Source organism: Streptococcus oralis, from assembly GCF_003943385.1.
Classification (GTDB): domain Bacteria; phylum Bacillota; class Bacilli; order Lactobacillales; family Streptococcaceae; genus Streptococcus; species Streptococcus oralis_CA.
This window is the reverse complement of the sequence record NZ_RJPI01000001.1, coordinates 29,433-45,705: the sequence shown is the minus strand read 5'-3', so window position 1 is coordinate 45,705 and position 16,273 is coordinate 29,433. Positions and strand designations below refer to the sequence as shown.

Annotated in this window: 20 protein-coding genes; 18 read left to right on the top strand and 2 right to left on the bottom strand. The window is 44.1% G+C overall.

Annotated features, from left to right (window positions below; translation table 11 throughout):
* The first annotated feature begins 1 nt into the window (after position 1).
* The 8 genes from rsgA to pflA all read left to right on the top strand — a co-directional run bounded on the left by rsgA (position 2) and on the right by pflA (position 7,529).
* A complete protein-coding gene (gene rsgA, locus D8803_RS00260; protein ID WP_125415552.1) occupies positions 2-880 on the top strand; it encodes a ribosome small subunit-dependent GTPase A in 879 nt (292 codons plus the stop codon).
* Positions 881-890: 10 nt separating this feature from the next.
* Positions 891-1,547, top strand: coding sequence for a ribulose-phosphate 3-epimerase (gene rpe, locus D8803_RS00255; protein ID WP_125415502.1), 657 nt, complete (start codon positions 891-893; stop codon positions 1,545-1,547).
* Complete coding sequence (locus D8803_RS00250; RefSeq protein ID WP_125415504.1) at positions 1,510-2,172, top strand: thiamine diphosphokinase; 663 nt, start codon at positions 1,510-1,512, stop codon at positions 2,170-2,172. Before rpe ends, D8803_RS00250 begins: the two co-directional genes overlap by 38 nt.
* Before the next feature lies 1 nt (position 2,173).
* Positions 2,174-3,430, top strand: coding sequence for a DNA recombination protein RmuC (rmuC, locus tag D8803_RS00245; RefSeq protein WP_190316779.1), 1,257 nt, complete (start codon positions 2,174-2,176; stop codon positions 3,428-3,430).
* Positions 3,420-4,361 (top strand): 3'-5' exoribonuclease YhaM family protein, encoded by a 942-nt coding sequence (locus tag D8803_RS00240; protein ID WP_131199909.1) that lies wholly within the window; start codon positions 3,420-3,422, stop codon positions 4,359-4,361. Before rmuC ends, D8803_RS00240 begins: the two co-directional genes overlap by 11 nt.
* Positions 4,362-4,466: 105 nt before the next feature.
* Positions 4,467-5,294 (top strand): pur operon repressor, encoded by an 828-nt coding sequence (purR, locus tag D8803_RS00235; protein WP_002874197.1) that lies wholly within the window; start codon positions 4,467-4,469, stop codon positions 5,292-5,294.
* A gap of 66 nt (positions 5,295-5,360) precedes the next feature.
* Positions 5,361-6,617, top strand: a complete 1,257-nt coding sequence (locus tag D8803_RS00230; protein ID WP_131199908.1) for a diaminopimelate decarboxylase — start codon at positions 5,361-5,363, stop codon at positions 6,615-6,617.
* Between the two features lie 117 nt (positions 6,618-6,734).
* Complete coding sequence (gene pflA, locus D8803_RS00225) at positions 6,735-7,529, top strand: pyruvate formate-lyase-activating protein (protein WP_131199907.1); 795 nt, start codon at positions 6,735-6,737, stop codon at positions 7,527-7,529.
* 74 nt (positions 7,530-7,603) lie between these two features.
* Here pflA and yidC read toward each other — a convergent pair whose 3' ends face one another.
* Together yidC and D8803_RS00215 are read right to left on the bottom strand one after the other, a co-directional pair.
* Positions 7,604-8,524, bottom strand: a complete 921-nt coding sequence (gene yidC / locus D8803_RS00220) for a membrane protein insertase YidC (protein ID WP_131200046.1) — start codon at positions 8,522-8,524, stop codon at positions 7,604-7,606.
* 77 nt (positions 8,525-8,601) lie between these two features.
* The gene (locus D8803_RS00215) at positions 8,602-8,880 is read right to left on the bottom strand and encodes an acylphosphatase (protein ID WP_001174620.1); all 279 of its coding nucleotides are present in this window, start codon (positions 8,878-8,880) and stop codon (positions 8,602-8,604) included.
* A 33-nt stretch (positions 8,881-8,913) separates the two neighbouring features.
* Between D8803_RS00215 and D8803_RS00210 the strand changes: the two genes are divergently transcribed.
* The 10 genes from D8803_RS00210 (at position 8,914) to D8803_RS00165 (ending at position 16,232) form a co-directional block, all read left to right on the top strand.
* Positions 8,914-9,654 carry a TrmH family RNA methyltransferase gene (locus D8803_RS00210; RefSeq protein ID WP_061418170.1) on the top strand — a complete coding sequence of 247 codons (741 nt, stop codon included), beginning with the start codon at positions 8,914-8,916 and terminating at the stop codon, positions 9,652-9,654.
* Positions 9,655-9,708: 54 nt separating this feature from the next.
* On the top strand, positions 9,709-10,392 hold the full coding sequence (locus D8803_RS00205; protein WP_061418167.1) for a Bax inhibitor-1/YccA family protein: 684 nt from the start codon (positions 9,709-9,711) through the stop codon (positions 10,390-10,392).
* A gap of 108 nt (positions 10,393-10,500) precedes the next feature.
* Positions 10,501-11,493: an aspartate--ammonia ligase gene (gene asnA / locus D8803_RS00200; RefSeq protein ID WP_061418164.1), complete on the top strand. Its 993-nt coding sequence runs from the start codon at positions 10,501-10,503 to the stop codon at positions 11,491-11,493.
* Positions 11,494-11,557: 64 nt separating this feature from the next.
* Positions 11,558-12,097, top strand: a complete 540-nt coding sequence (rsmD, locus tag D8803_RS00195) for a 16S rRNA (guanine(966)-N(2))-methyltransferase RsmD (RefSeq protein ID WP_061418160.1) — start codon at positions 11,558-11,560, stop codon at positions 12,095-12,097.
* Positions 12,087-12,575, top strand: coding sequence for a pantetheine-phosphate adenylyltransferase (coaD, locus tag D8803_RS00190; protein ID WP_061418157.1), 489 nt, complete (start codon positions 12,087-12,089; stop codon positions 12,573-12,575). The genes rsmD and coaD overlap by 11 nt, the downstream gene beginning before the upstream one ends.
* On the top strand, positions 12,559-13,596 hold the full coding sequence (locus D8803_RS00185) for a SepM family pheromone-processing serine protease (RefSeq protein WP_131199906.1): 1,038 nt from the start codon (positions 12,559-12,561) through the stop codon (positions 13,594-13,596). Before coaD ends, D8803_RS00185 begins: the two co-directional genes overlap by 17 nt.
* A 55-nt stretch (positions 13,597-13,651) precedes the next feature.
* On the top strand, positions 13,652-13,882 hold the full coding sequence (locus D8803_RS00180) for a DUF1146 family protein (RefSeq protein WP_080563327.1): 231 nt from the start codon (positions 13,652-13,654) through the stop codon (positions 13,880-13,882).
* Between the two features lie 23 nt (positions 13,883-13,905).
* A complete protein-coding gene (murA, locus tag D8803_RS00175; RefSeq protein WP_131199905.1) occupies positions 13,906-15,186 on the top strand; it encodes a UDP-N-acetylglucosamine 1-carboxyvinyltransferase in 1,281 nt (426 codons plus the stop codon).
* The gene (locus D8803_RS00170) at positions 15,176-15,367 is read left to right on the top strand and encodes a DNA-directed RNA polymerase subunit beta (RefSeq protein WP_000791880.1); all 192 of its coding nucleotides are present in this window, start codon (positions 15,176-15,178) and stop codon (positions 15,365-15,367) included. The genes murA and D8803_RS00170 overlap by 11 nt, the downstream gene beginning before the upstream one ends.
* Positions 15,368-15,407: 40 nt before the next feature.
* Positions 15,408-16,232: a DNA/RNA non-specific endonuclease gene (locus D8803_RS00165; RefSeq protein WP_125425127.1), complete on the top strand. Its 825-nt coding sequence runs from the start codon at positions 15,408-15,410 to the stop codon at positions 16,230-16,232.
* Positions 16,233-16,273 lie beyond the last annotated feature (41 nt).

Sequence of the window (16,273 nt, the reverse complement as noted above, 5' to 3'; positions counted from 1 at the left end):
GATGCAGGGACAAATCATTAAAGCCTTGGCAGGTTTCTACTATGTGGAGAGTGATGGCCAAGTCTATCAGACACGTGCGCGTGGGAATTTCCGCAAAAAAGGTCATACACCCTACGTTGGGGACTGGGTAGATTTCTCTGCCGAGGAAAATTCAGAAGGCTACATTCTCAAGATTCACGAACGGAAAAACAGTCTGGTCCGTCCGCCTATTGTCAATATTGACCAAGCTGTGGTGATCATGTCAGTCAAGGAACCGGACTTCAACAGCAATTTGCTGGATCGTTTCTTGGTTCTTTTAGAACACAAGGGCATCCATCCTATTGTTTATATTTCTAAAATGGACTTGCTGGAAGATAGGGGAGAACTGGATTTTTATGAACAGACTTATGGTGACATCGGCTATGACTTTGTGACTAGTAAAGAGGAACTCCTACCTTTGTTGACAGGCAAAGTGACAGTCTTTATGGGGCAGACAGGTGTTGGGAAGTCAACCCTTCTCAATAAAATCGCACCAGACCTCAATCTCGAAACAGGTGAAATCTCAGATAGTCTGGGTCGCGGTCGCCATACCACTCGAGCTGTTAGTTTTTACAACCTTAATGGAGGTAAAATCGCTGACACGCCGGGATTTTCATCACTGGATTATGAAGCGTCAACGGCTGAAGACCTCAATCAGGCCTTTCCAGAGATTGCCAGTGTCAGTCGAGACTGTAAGTTTCGTACTTGTACCCATACTCATGAGCCGTCCTGTGCAGTCAAGCCAGCTGTCGAAGAGGGTATCATTGCGTCCTTCCGTTTTGACAACTACTTGCAATTCCTCAGTGAAATTGAAAATCGCAGAGAGACCTATAAAAAAGTCAGCAAAAAAATTCCAAAATAAGGAGAAACCTATGTCTCAATACAAGATTGCTCCGTCAATTCTGGCAGCAGATTATGCCAACTTTGAACGTGAAATCAAACGCCTAGAAGCAACTGGGGCAGAGTATGCCCATATCGATATCATGGATGGTCACTTTGTACCACAAATCAGTTTTGGTGCAGGTGTGGTTGAAAGCCTTCGTCCTCATAGTAAGATGGTCTTTGACTGCCACTTGATGGTAGAAAATCCTGAGCATCATCTAGAAGACTTTGCGCGTGCAGGTGCAGACATCATCAGTATTCATGTGGAAGCAACGCCTCATATTCATGGTGCCCTCCAAAAAATTCGCTCTCTCGGTGTTAAACCTTCGGTCGTCATTAACCCTGGTACGCCTGTCGAGGCAATTAAGCATGTCCTTCACCTAGTTGATCAAGTCTTGGTCATGACGGTTAATCCTGGTTTTGGTGGTCAAGCTTTTCTGCCTGAAACCATGGACAAGGTTCGTGAGTTGGTTGCCCTTCGTGAGGAAAAAGGCCTGAACTTTGAGATAGAAGTTGATGGTGGAATCGATGATCAAACTATTGCTCAAGCCAAAGAAGCTGGAGCGACCGTTTTTGTAGCAGGATCCTATGTCTTTAAGGGAGATGTCAATGAACGAGTGCAAACTCTCAGAAAACAACTGGACTAGGGTTGCTGTTTTTGCAGGCGGAGACCGTGGGCATTATCGGACGGATTTTGATAGCTTTGTCGGTGTGGATCGAGGCTCGCTCTGGGTCTTGGAAGAAGATCTGCCTCTGGCTCTAGCAGTTGGAGATTTTGATTCGGTGACTGCAGACGAACGTCAGGTGATTCAAAAACGTGCCCAGCATTTTGTCCAAGCCCAGCCAGAAAAGGATGACACAGATCTGGAATTGGCTCTTTTAACCATCTTTGAGCAAAATCCCCAGGCTCAGGTGACTATTTTTGGGGCTTTGGGTGGTCGGATCGACCACATGCTGGCCAATGTCTTTCTGCCTAGCAATCCCAAGTTGGCACCCTATATGCGCCAGATAGCGATTGAGGATGGGCAAAATGTGATTGCCTATTGTCCAGAAGGGACCAGTCAGCTAGAGCCTCGTTCAGACTACGATTATCTAGCCTTTATGCCAGTTCGGGATAGCCAGCTGACCATTCTTGGTGCCAAGTATGAGTTGACAGAGGAAAATTTTTTCTTTAAAAAAGTATACGCTTCTAACGAATATATAGATAGGGAAGTTTCGGTAACTTGCCCAGAAGGCTATGTCGTCGTGCTGCATAGCAAGGACAGGAGGTAGGATGGAGACTGTATTACTACTATTATTAATTGCCAACCTAGCTGGACTCTTTCTGATTTGGCAAAGGCAAGATAAGCAAGACAAGTACCTAGCCAAGAGCTTGGAGGATCAGGCAGACAATCTTTCAGATCAACTGGATTATCGCTTTGAACAAGCCAGACAAGCCAGCCAGCTGGATCAAAAAGATTTGGAAGTGGCTGTCAGCGACCGTTTGCAGGAAGTGCGAATGGAGTTGCACCAAGGCCTGACGCAAGTCCGTCAAGAAATGACAGATAATCTTTTGCAAACTAGGGACAAGACCGACCAACGTCTTCAAGCCCTGCAGGAATCCAATGAGCAACGTTTGGAACAAATGCGCCAAACTGTCGAGGAAAAACTGGAAAAGACATTACAGACACGCTTGCAGGCTTCCTTCGAGACAGTTTCCAAGCAACTGGAGTCGGTCAATCGTGGTCTGGGAGAAATGCAGACAGTTGCCCGTGATGTCGGAGCTCTCAATAAGGTTCTCTCTGGAACCAAGACGCGAGGAATTCTGGGCGAATTGCAACTGGGGCAAATCATTGAAGACATCATGACACCAGCTCAGTACGAACGAGAATTTGCAACGGTTGAAAACTCTAGCGAGCGAGTAGAGTACGCCATCAAGTTACCTGGCCAAGGCGACCAAGAATATGTCTACCTACCGATTGACTCCAAGTTTCCACTGGCGGATTATTACCGCTTAGAAGAAGCTTATGAAGCAGGCGATAAGGACGAAATCGAACGTTGTCGCAAGTCACTCCTAGCTAGCGTCAAGCGCTTTGCCAAGGATATCAAGAGCAAGTATCTGGCGCCACCTCGGACGACCAATTTTGGAGTTTTGTTTGTTCCGACAGAGGGACTCTACTCAGAAATCGTCCGCAATCCGGTCTTCTTTGATGACTTGAGACGGGAGGAGCAGATTATTGTCGCGGGTCCAAGTACCCTATCAGCTCTGCTTAACTCTCTATCAGTTGGCTTCAAAACTCTCAATATCCAAAAGAGTGCCGACCATATCAGCAAGACTCTTGCCAGCGTTAAGACTGAGTTTGGCAAGTTTGGTGGCATTCTGGTTAAGGCACAAAAGCATCTCCAACATGCCTCTGGCAATATTGATGAATTATTAAACCGTCGCACCACAGCTATTGAGCGGACGCTCCGCCACATTGAGTTATCAGAAGGTGAGCCTGCGCTTGATCTACTCCATTTCCAAGAAAATGAGGAAGAATATGAAGATTAGTCACATGAAAAAAGATGAGCTGTTTGAAGGCTTTTACCTGATTAAGTCAGCTGACCTGAGACAGACACGAGCTGGAAAAAACTACCTAGCCTTTACCTTCCAAGACGATAGTGGCGAGATTGAAGGGAAACTCTGGGATGCCCAACCTCATAATGTTGAGGCCTTTACCGCGGGGAAAGTAGTCCACATGCAGGGGCGCAGAGAAGTCTACAATAATACACCTCAAGTTAATCAAATCACGCTTCGCTTGCCTCAGCCTGGGGAACCCAATGATCCAGCTGACTTCAAGGTCAAATCTCCAGTCGATGTCAAGGAAATTCGTGACTACATGTCGCAAATGATTTTCAAGATTGAAAATCCTGTCTGGCAGCGTATCGTTCGCAGTCTCTACACCAAGTATGATAAGGAATTCTACTCCTATCCGGCTGCCAAGACCAACCACCATGCCTTCGAAACTGGTTTGGCTTTTCACACAGCAACCATGGTGCGCTTGGCAGAGGCCATTAGCGATATCTATCCTCAGCTCAATAAGAGCTTGCTCTATGCCGGGATTATGTTGCACGACTTGGCAAAGGTTTTAGAACTCAGCGGTCCTGATCAGACTGAGTACACAGTGCGAGGCAATCTCATCGGTCATATTGCTCTGATCGATAGCGAAATCACCAAAGCAGTCATGGAGCTTGGCATCGATGATACTAGGGAAGAAGTAGTGCTACTGCGCCACGTCATCCTCAGTCACCATGGCTTGCTGGAGTATGGAAGTCCAGTACGTCCACGCATTATGGAGGCAGAGATTATTCATATGATTGATAATCTAGATGCCAGTATGATGATGATGACAACAGCTCTGGCTTTGGTAGATAAAGGAGAAATGACCAATAAAATCTTCGCTATGGACAATCGTTCCTTCTATAAACCAGATTTAGATTAATAATTTAAGAAAAACGAGCATTTTTTAGGATAAGAATGTTCGTTTTTTTATGTGAATGTGGTATAATAGGTAAAATATCAAAATTAAATGGAATGGTAAATAAAAATGAAATTAAGAAGAAGTGATCGAATGGTTGTCATTTCCAACTATTTGATTAATAATCCATACAAACTAACCAGTCTCAATACCTTTGCGGAAAAGTACGAATCAGCTAAATCATCCATCTCAGAGGACATCGTGATTATCAAGCGTGCCTTTGAGGAAATTGAAATCGGCCATATTCAGACTGTGACTGGAGCAGGTGGTGGCGTTATCTTTACACCCTCAATCTCGAGTCATGAAGCCAAGGAAATGATCGCAGACTTGCGCGACAAACTTTCAGAAAGTGATCGTATCTTGCCAGGTGGTTATATCTATCTGTCTGATCTGCTTAGTACGCCTGCTATTTTGAAAAATATTGGTCGCATCATTGCCAAGAGTTTTATGGACCAAAAAATCGATGCGGTTATGACAGTAGCAACAAAAGGTGTTCCACTCGCAAATGCAGTTGCCAATGTCCTCAATGTTCCATTTGTCATTGTGCGCCGTGACTTGAAAATTACCGAAGGTTCAACTGTCAGCGTCAACTATGTTTCAGGTTCCAGCGGTGACCGTATTGAGAAAATGTTCCTTTCAAAACGCAGTCTCAAGGCAGGCAGTCGTGTCTTGATTGTGGATGACTTCTTGAAAGGCGGAGGAACGGTCAACGGGATGATTAGTCTCTTGCGTGAGTTTGACTCTGAACTAGCTGGTGTCGCAGTCTTTGCAGACAATGCCCAAGAAGAACGTGAAAAGCAGTTCGATTACAAGTCACTCTTGAAAGTAACCAATATTGATGTCAAGAACCAATCCATCGATGTTGAGATTGGAAATATCTTTGACGAAGACAAATAAGAGATAGAACTAAAGGTTGGAACGATTGTCCCAGCCTTTCTTTGCAAACAGAATAGAAAGAAGCTTATGAAAACACCATTTATCAGCCGAGAAGATTTAGAAACAATTGTTGCAGAGTTCCCGACTCCCTTTCACTTGTATGATGAGAAGGGGATTCGTGAAAAAGCAAGAGCCGTCAACAAGGCCTTTTCCTGGAACAAGGGCTTTAAAGAATATTTTGCCGTCAAGGCTACCCCAACACCAGCTATCTTGAAAATTCTCAAAGAGGAAGGTTGTGGTGTGGACTGTTCTAGTTATGTGGAGCTTTTGATGAGCCATAAACTTGGGTTTCCCGGTTCTGAGATTATGTTCTCTTCTAACAACACGCCAGACCAAGACTACGCTTATGCGCGTGAATTAGGTGCGACCATTAACTTGGATGCCTTTGAAGATATTGAACATCTAGAGCGTGCAGCAGGCATTCCAGAAATTATCTCTTGTCGTTACAATCCTGGAGGCGTTTTTGAACTGGGGACGGATATTATGGACAATCCTGGAGAGGCCAAGTTTGGGATGACCAAGGACCAGCTTTTTGAAGCCTTTACTATTTTGAAGGAAAAAGGAGCCAAGACTTTTGGGATTCATTCCTTCCTAGCATCCAATACCGTCACCCATCTCTACTATCCAGAGTTGGCGCGTCAACTCTTTGAATTAGCCGTTGAAATCAAGGAGAAATTAGGTATTTCACTAGACTTTATCAATCTTTCTGGTGGAATTGGTGTCAACTACCGCCCAGATCAGGAGCCAAATGACATTGTTGTGATTGGTGAGGGAGTTCGTAAGGTTTATGAGGAAGTCCTTACGCCAGCAGGTCTTGATCAGGTCAAGATTTTCACTGAATTGGGCCGTTTTATGTTGGCACCTCACGGAGTTCTCGTCACCAAAGTAACTCATAAAAAGAAAACCTACCGTACCTATCTAGGTGTGGATGCCTCGGCCGTCAACCTCATGCGCCCAGCCATGTATGGAGCTTACCACCATATCACCAATCTGACCCATCCAGACGGACCAGTTGAGGTTGTAGATGTGGTTGGTTCACTCTGTGAAAACAATGATAAATTTGCCATTAATCGCGAACTACCTCATACAGAAATCGGTGATTTACTGGTGATTCATGATACAGGTGCACATGGATTCTCCATGGGTTACCAGTACAATGCCAAACTACGCTCGGCAGAAATCCTCTATACTGAAGAAGGCAAAGCCCGCCAAATCCGCCGTGCAGAGCGCCCTGAGGACTATTTTGCAACCTTGTATGGTTTTGATTTTGAATCGGATCATTAAAAAAATGAAAATGAAAGTGAAAAACAGATTGCTTTCTAAAAAATAGACAAAAATCTTGTTTTTCCCTCAAGTCGTGATATAATAAAACTATAAAACGGTTTCAAGGAAGGTGACGATATGTCTGAAGAAACAATTGACTATGGACAAGTGACAGGAATGGTGCATTCGACAGAGAGTTTTGGGGCGGTAGATGGTCCTGGGATTCGTTTTATTGTCTTTTTGCAGGGTTGTCACATGCGTTGCCAGTACTGTCATAACCCTGATACATGGGCCATGGAGACCAATAAATCACGCGAACGGACAGTAGACGATGTTTTGACCGAAGCCCTTCGCTATCGTGGCTTCTGGGGAGACAAGGGAGGAATCACTGTTAGTGGAGGAGAAGCCCTCTTACAGATTGATTTCTTGATTGCCTTTTTTACCAAGGCCAAGGAAAAAGGAATCCACTGTACCTTGGACACCTGTGCCCTTCCTTTCCGTAATAAACCACGTTATCTTGAAAAGTTTAATAAACTCATGGCGGTGACAGACTTGGTTCTCTTGGATATCAAGGAAATCAACGAAGAACAGCACAAGATTGTTACCAGCCAAACCAATAAAAATATCTTGGCCTGTGCCCAGTACCTATCAGATATCGGGAAGCCTGTTTGGATTCGTCACGTTCTCGTACCAGGATTGACAGACCGTGATGAAGATTTGATTGAACTTGGGAAGTTCGTCAAAACCCTCAAAAACGTTGACAAGTTTGAAATCCTACCTTATCATACGATGGGTGAGTTCAAATGGCGTGAACTTGGAATTCCTTATTCGCTCGAAGGGGTCAAACCTCCAACAGCAGATCGTGTCAAGAATGCCAAGGAATTGATGGATACAGAAAGTTACCAAGATTACATGAAACGTGTTCATGGATAAAAAAGAAGCCTGATGGAGACATCGGGCTTTTGTGATGCAAAAAGACTTAGCCTCTCAGCTAAGCCTGTTTAGTCTTATCTAGATCGTTGTTTACCAGAGTTGCGGTTTTTCTTTTTCTTATTGGTCGTGATCGCTTGAGTCTGCTTAGGAGTCACATCTTTTCTTGCCCCAGCAGTAGAACTTGCTTTTGGAGGGTTCTTTTTGTATTCTTCACGTACTTTTTGACGAAGTTTTGGACGAACGACATAGTTGACGATAAACTGTTGGAGAATCATCATGAAACCACCGACAACCCAGTAAAGTGTGACACTGGCTGGTGAGAAGAGGGAGAAGATAACTATCATGAGTGGGCTCATGTAGATCATTTTCTTGATTTGTTCTCTTTGCATTTCATCTTCTACTCCGTGAAGTGAAAGGAGCGATTGAAGATAGTAAAGGACACCAGCACAGGCAACCAAAATCATACTTGGAGACCCTAGAGGAATTCCTAGGTAGCTTGCTTGAGCAACCCCTTCAGTATGTTGGGCTGCAAAGTAGATAGCAGAGAAGAAAGGCATTTGAATGAGGATAGGGAAACATCCGACGCCTCCTAGCATGCTGATACCATGTTCTTTTTGGGCGGCAAAGAGAGCTTGTTGAGCCTCAAGTTTTTCTTCTTGAGTTGTTGCTTCTTTGAGACGTGTTTGATGTGGTTCAAGCACGTGTTTGAGGGCGTTCATCTTTTCAGAGTGAAGCGTCGCCTTCCACGATTGGTAGATACCGAGTGGCAAGATAATCAAACGCACGATAATGGTGACGATGATAATCCCCATCCCAAAACCAAGTCCCATATCATTAGCAAAGTATTTGATGGCCTCTGCCATAGGCGCTCCGATGGTGTTCCAGATAAATCCAGTCGGTTCTCCAGTCGTTTTATCAACAGAAACACAGCCTGTCAAGATAAGTAGCATAGCCACTCCCATAGCAGAGAGGGCAAAACGTTTAATAGATTTCAATGTTTTCATTCCTTCTTTAAAAATTATACCTTTCTATTCTACTGTTTTTTTGTAAAATATACAATAGTTCTGGAGACCTAATTTGCGACTTTGAAGTCAGAATAGGATGAAAAATTACTCATTTGCACATCCAGATAGGTAACTTTTGAGAAAGGTGTCGGACCTTTTCGGATTTCTTGGATAAATTTTGCCATAGTGGCAGAGGAGTCTGCCTGAGCGAGAATTTCCACTGTGCCATCGTCATTATTCCAGACACGACCGGTGATGCCACCGATTTCAAGCGCTAGAGTATAAACGCCCCAACGAAAGCCGACTCCCTGCACCCTGCCTTGGGCAATCATTCTAACCTTTTGCATACCAATCCCCTTTGATTGTGTTATAATGTTTCTATGACTATTATAACCTCAAAAGCCAATTCTGTGGTAAAAAATGCTAAGAAATTGCATCAAAAAAAATATCGAAAGTCTGCTTATTTGATTGAGGGCTGGCACTTATTCGAAGAAGCTGTTCAAGCAGGAGTGAGGATTGAGAAGATCTTTGCTCTGGAGAGTTATAGGGAACAGTTGGCTACTTTTCCTCAAACTGTCTGGGTTTCAGAGGAGATTTTGCGGGATTTGGCAGATACGCAAACTCCTCAGGGCATTGTCGCAGTTATTCAAAAAGCAGAAATGGGACAGCCTGATCTTCGTCAGGGTAAGTTTCTATTTTTAGAAGATGTCCAAGATCCTGGCAATGTGGGTACCATGATTCGGACGGCGGATGCAGCAGGTTTTACAGGGGTCATTGTTTCAGACAAGTCAGCGGATATCTACAGTCTCAAGACCCTGCGTTCTATGCAAGGAAGTCATTTTCATTTGCCCATCTATCGGATGTCTCTTGCCACCTTTGTAGAAGAGGCAAAGAAAAGCAATTTGCCCATTCTAGCAACGACCTTATCGAGAGATTCAAAGGATTATCGTGAGCTTTCTCCCCTAGAAGACTTTGTTTTAGTTATGGGAAATGAAGGACAGGGGATTAGTTCTGTCATGGTTGAGAGTGCTGATCAGCTGGTTCATATAAGCATGAAAGGTCAAGCAGAAAGTCTCAACGTGGCAGTTGCAGCAGGCATTTTGATGTTTTATTTCAGCTAATTTATAAAATCTTTGTTATAATCAAGACATATTTATAGAAAAAGGAGAATCGGAATGAATCAAACAATTATTCAAGAACGTTCAGGTCTCAATCAATTTTACGCTAAGGTTTATGCCTTTGTGGGACTTGGGATTGGTCTGTCAGCTCTCGTGTCAGCTTTGATGTTGACAGTCTTTCAGACTCAATTGGTCTACTTTTTAATGCATGGCCGTCTCTGGTTGATGATTGCAACTTTTGCAGAACTTGGTCTGGTCTTTGTTGCAAGTAGCATGGCTGCTAAAAATAGCCCAGTAGCTCTGCCAGTATTTCTAGTGTACTCCCTACTGAATGGCTTCACACTTAGCTTTGTCGTAGCTTTCTATACGCCGGGAACAGTTTTGTCAGCCTTTGTATCCAGTGCCCTACTCTTCTTTGTCATGGCGGCAATCGGGATTTTCACCAAGAAAGATTTGAGTGGAATGGGACGAGCTTTGATGGCGGCGCTTGTTGGTCTCATCATTGCCATGATTGTGAATATTTTCTTAGCTAGTGGTTTCTTTGACTACATGATTAGTATTGCCATGGTTTTGGTTTTCTCAGGTTTGATTGCTTGGGACAACCAAAAGATTCGCTATGTTTATGAGCAGTCACGAGGGCAAGTAGCGACAGGTTGGGTCATCTCAATGGCGCTCAGCATCTACCTAGACTTTATCAACCTCTTCCTTAGCATCTTACGAATCTTTGGTCGAAACGATTAATGAATGACAGAGTCAGTGTTCAAAAGAGCACTGACTTTTTCTTATTTACTCTTTCCTTTTCTTGAAAATAGGTGTATAATGCTTTTAATTAATTTTTTAGGAGTAGTTATGAAGAAAAGCTTTATTCATCAGCAAGAAGAAATTTCTTTTGTTAAAAACACCTTTACCCAGTATTTAAAAGATAAGTTAGAAGTTGTTGAAGTTCAAGGTCCTATCTTGAGTAAGGTCGGCGATGGGATGCAGGACAACCTGTCCGGTGTCGAACATCCAGTATCTGTCAAGGTCTTGCAGATTCCAGATGAAACCTATGAAGTCGTTCACTCACTAGCCAAATGGAAACGCCACACCTTGGCTCGCTTTGGTTTTGGAGAAGGAGAAGGTCTGTTTGTCCACATGAAGGCCCTTCGTCCAGATGAAGATTCACTGGATGCGACCCACTCTGTTTATGTAGACCAGTGGGACTGGGAAAAAGTGATTCCAAATGGACAACGTAATATCGCCTATCTCAAAGAAACCGTTGAAAAGATTTATAAGGCTATTCGTCTGACAGAGCTAGCAGTAGAAGCCCGCTATGATATCGAATCTATCTTGCCAAAACAAATCACTTTCATTCATACAGAAGAGTTGGTGGAACGCTACCCAGATCTAACACCAAAAGAGCGCGAAAATGAGATTTGTAAAGAGTTCGGTGCAGTCTTCTTGATTGGTATTGGTGGCGAGTTGCCTGACGGGAAACCTCATGACGGTCGTGCACCTGACTATGATGACTGGACAACAGAGTCTGAGAATGGCTACAAGGGACTGAATGGGGATATCCTGGTTTGGAATGAACCTCTTGGTTGTGCCTTTGAACTTTCCTCAATGGGGATTCGGGTGGATGAAGACACGCTTCGTCGCCAAGTTGCCCTTACAGGAGACGAAGATCGTCTTGAGTTGGAATGGCATAAGGCTCTGCTTAACGGCCTTTTCCCATTGACAATCGGTGGGGGTATCGGACAGTCTCGGATGGCCATGTTCCTTCTTCGTAAGAAACACATTGGAGAAGTTCAGACCAGTGTCTGGCCTCAAGAAGTCCGCGATACTTACGAAAATATCTTATAGAGAATCGAACCGTAAGGTTCGGTTTTCTTTCTCTTTTTGCCTATAATTTGGTATAATAAACGGTATGAAAATCGTATCAGGAATCTACAGAGGGCGTCCCCTCAAGACGCTAGAAGGAAAGACGACTAGGCCGACATCGGATAAGGTGCGTGGAGCTATCTTTAACATGATAGGTCCCTATTTTGGGGGTGGACGTGTCTTGGATCTTTATGCAGGTAGTGGTGGCTTATCTATTGAGGCAGTATCGCGTGGCATGTCCCATGCTGTCTTAGTGGAACGGGATCGAAAGGCACAAGCTATCATCGCTGAAAATATCCAAATGACCAAGGAAGTTTCCAAATTTCAGCTCTTAAAGATGGAGGCTGAACGGGCCTTGGAGCAAGTGAATGGTCCCTTTGACCTGGTCTTTTTAGACCCTCCCTATGCCAAGGAACAAATAGTTGCAGATATCGAAAAAATGGCAGAGAGAAATCTATTCTCCCAAGAAGTCATGGTCGTCTGCGAAACCGATAAGTCTGTAGAACTTCCAGAAGAAATTGCCTGCTTAGGCATCTGGAAGGAAAAAATATATGGGATTAGTAAGGTAACAGTCTATGTCAGATAAAATTGGATTATTTACGGGTTCATTTGATCCGATGACAAATGGACATCTGGATATCATTGAACGTGCCAGCAAACTCTTTGATAAGCTCTATGTCGGGGTGTTCTACAATCCCCACAAACAAGGCTTTCTTCCTGTTGAAAATCGCAAACGAGCAGTCGAAAAAGCTGTGGCGCATTTAGGTAATGTAGAGGTGCTGGCTTCTCATGATCAACTAGTCGTCGATGTTGCAAGAAGATTGGGTGCTAAGACCCTTGTCCGTGGCTTGCGGAATGCCACCGACTTGCAATACGAGTCTAGTTTTGATTACTACAATCATCAACTGGCTCCAGAAATCGAAATCATTTACCTATATAGTCGCCCAGAGCATCTTTATATTAGCTCTTCAGCCGTGAGAGAGCTCCTGAAGTTTGGTCAGGAGATTCAGCAATATGTCCCAAACAGTGTTGTGGAGGAATTAGAACATGAAGAAAAAAACTAGATGGCCCTTATATGTCATCCTAGCACTAGTATTGACTTTTTTAGCTTTTGTAGTACCTTTACCTTACTACATAGAAGTTCCAGGTGGAGCGGAAGATATTCGTCAAGTTTTGAAAGTCAATGAAACAGAAGATACAGAAGCAGGAGCTTACCAGTTTGTAACAGTCGGTATTCGACATGCAACTCTGTCGCATCTTGTTTATGCTTGGCTGACTCCATTTACGGATATTAGAAGTGCTCAGGAGACAACGGGTGGCTCTACAGATGCAGAGTTTATGCGGATCAATCAGTTCTACATGCAAACATCCCAAAATATGGCCAAGTATCAAGGTTTGAAGACGGCTGGTAAAGATATCGAACTCAAGTATCTAGGAGTTTATGTCTTAACTGTGACGGATAATTCAACTTTTAAGGGCATTCTGAACATTGCGGATACTGTGACGGCTGTTAATGATAAGACCTTTGATAGTTCCAAGGACTTGGTTGATTATGTCAACTCTCAAAAACTAGGAGATCCAGTCAAGGTAACCTACGAAGAAGACGGAAGAGTCAAGACTGCTGAAGGTAAAATTATCACTCTCGAAAATGGAAAAAACGGGATTGGGATTGGCTTGATTGACCGTACGGAAGTGACAAGTGATGTTCCCATTCGCTTCTCCACAGCTGGTATCGGCGGGCCAAGTGCAGGTCTCATGTTTAGTCTAGCTATCTACACCCAGATAGCAGATCCAGGACTTCGTAATGGCCGCATCGTTGCGGGAACGGGAACCATTGATCGCGATGGAAATGTTGGCGACATCGGTGGAATTGACAAAAAAGTGGTTGCAGCCTCTCGTCAGGGAGCCAATGTCTTTTTTGCTCCTGACAATCCAGTCACTGAGGAAGCAAAAAAAGCAGATCCCAATGCGAAAAGCAACTATGAAACAGCCTTAGAAACTGCTAAAACGATCAAAACAGAGATGAAAATCGTTCCGGTTAAGACCTTGCAGGATGCGATTGATTACCTTAAAAACAATCACTAATCCGTAGAAAAATCGAAAACTAGCGCGCAAGCGGATAAGATGGTATAATAGTCAAATGGTTCAATTATTATTCACTCTAAGTAGTCATATACTCTTTATTTATTTGAGTTTTTATCTTTTGAAAGATCTTGTGAGATGGGAAAAGGTTTTAAAAGTGACCGCTACTAACACAAAAAAAGTTCGTTTGTTGGTCGGCTTCTTTAGTATTGTAATGGGCTACATCTTGAGTTCATTCTTTATCAGTTTGTACCAACTGTGGCAAGAAGCGCTTATAGGACTGTTATAAAATCAAAAGTAAAGGAAACAACTATGGAAAAAATTGTGGTTCAAGGCGGAGATAATCGTCTGGTCGGGAGTGTGATCATCGAGGGAGCAAAGAATGCCGTCTTGCCCTTGTTGGCAGCGACTATTCTAGCAAGCAAGGGTAAGACAGTCTTGCAGAATGTTCCAATCTTGTCAGATGTTTTCACCATGAATCAAGTGGTTCGAGGTCTGAATGCCAAGGTGGACTTTGATGAGGAAGCTCATGTTGTTGAGGTCGATGCGACTGGTGATATCACTGAGGAAGCTCCGTATAAGTATGTCAGCAAGATGCGGGCATCCATCGTTGTCTTGGGACCAATCCTTGCTCGTGTAGGCCATGCCAAGGTATCCATGCCAGGAGGTTGCACTATTGGGAGTCGTCCGATTGATCTCCACCTCAAGGGTTTGGAAGCTATGGGGGCTAAGATCAGCCAGACAGCTGGTTACATTGAAGCCAAGGCGGAACGCCTGCACGGCGCTCATATCTACATGGATTTTCCTAGTGTAGGCGCAACACAAAACCTGATGATGGCAGCGACTTTAGCTGACGGTGTGACAGTGATTGAAAATGCTGCGCGTGAGCCCGAAATTGTTGACCTCGCTATTCTCCTTAATGAAATGGGGGCCAAGGTCAAGGGAGCCGGTACCGAAACAATCACAGTGACTGGTGTCGAGGAGCTCCATGGTACGACCCACAATGTCGTACAGGATCGTATCGAAGCTGGGACCTTTATGGTAGCGGCAGCTATGACTGGTGGAGATGTCCTCATTCGAGATGCAGTCTGGGAGCATAATCGCCCCTTGATTGCCAAACTTCTTGAAATGGGAGTTGAGGTGACGGAGGAGTCGGAAGGTATTCGTGTCCGTTCTCAACTGGAAAATCTCAAGGCTGTTCATGTAAAAACCTTGCCACACCCAGGATTTCCAACAGATATGCAGGCACAATTTACAGCGCTGATGACAGTCGTAAAAGGGGAATCCACCATGGTGGAAACGGTGTTTGAGAATCGCTTCCAACACTTAGAGGAAATGCGCCGTATGGGCTTGCATTCGGAGATTATCCGTGATACAGCCCGTATTGTTGGGGGACAGGCTTTACAGGGGGCAGAAGTTCTATCAACGGACCTTCGCGCTAGTGCTGCTTTGATTTTGACAGGTCTGGTGGCGCAGGGAGAAACAGTTGTTGGTAAGTTAGTCCACCTTGATAGAGGTTACTACCGTTTCCATGAGAAGTTAGCTCATCTAGGAGCGAAGATTCAGCGGATTGAGGTTAAGGATGAAGAATAAAAACATACGTTATGTACTCCGTCGCTTACTGTTGATTTTTATCGTACTCTTGCTGGGATTCCTCGCTTTAGGAATCGGCTTGATGATCGGCTATGGTATCCTCGGAAAGGGACAGGATCCATGGGCGATTTTGTCTCCAGCGAAATGGCAAGAATTGATTAGTAAATTTACAGGAAATTAGACTGGGAAACCAGTCTTTTTCTAAAGAAATAAGGAGAAAAATGGACAAAAAAACAAGACAAGCTCTGATAGGGTTGCTTATATTCTTACTATTGGCTGCTGGAAGCTACTACATTAAGCAGATGCAGACAGCACCAAACACCCCTAGAACAAAGGTCAGTCAGAAAAAACAAGCTTCAGAAGCTCCCAGTCAGGAGTTGGCTGAAAGTGTCTTAACTGAGTCGATCAAAAACCAAATTAAAGGTGATCTCGAGTGGAATGGAGCAGGGGCCTTTGTCGTTAATGGTAATAAAACCAATCTAGATGCCAAGGTTTCTAGCAAACCCTATGCGGATAATAAAACAAAACCAGTCGGGAAAGAGACCGTCCCAACTGTTGCCAATGCCCTCTTATCTAAAGCTACTCGTCAGTACAAAAATCGTGAAGAAACAGGCAACGGATCGACCTCTTGGACGCCACCAGGATGGCACCAGGTTAAAAATCTAAAGGGAGCCTATACACATGCAGTCGATAGAGGGCATTTGCTGGGCTATGCCTTAATAGGTGGTTTGGATGGTTTTGATGCCTCTACCAGCAATCCCAAGAACATTGCAGTCCAGACAGCTTGGGCAAACCAAGCACAGGCTGAGGATTCGACAGGGCAGAACTACTATGAGAGTTTGGTCAGAAAAGCCTTGGACCAAAATAAGAGGGTTCGTTACCGCGTGACACTTCACTATGCGACAAATGAGGACCTAGTTCCATCCGCTTCACAAATTGAAGCCAAGTCTTCGGATGGCGAATTGGAATTCAACGTCCTGATCCCAAATGTTCAAAAGGGTATCCAGCTTGATTACCGAACAGGTCAAGTCACAGTGACAAACTAGAAACAATCTGCAAAAGAACAAAATCGCTCCCTTGACCGTCA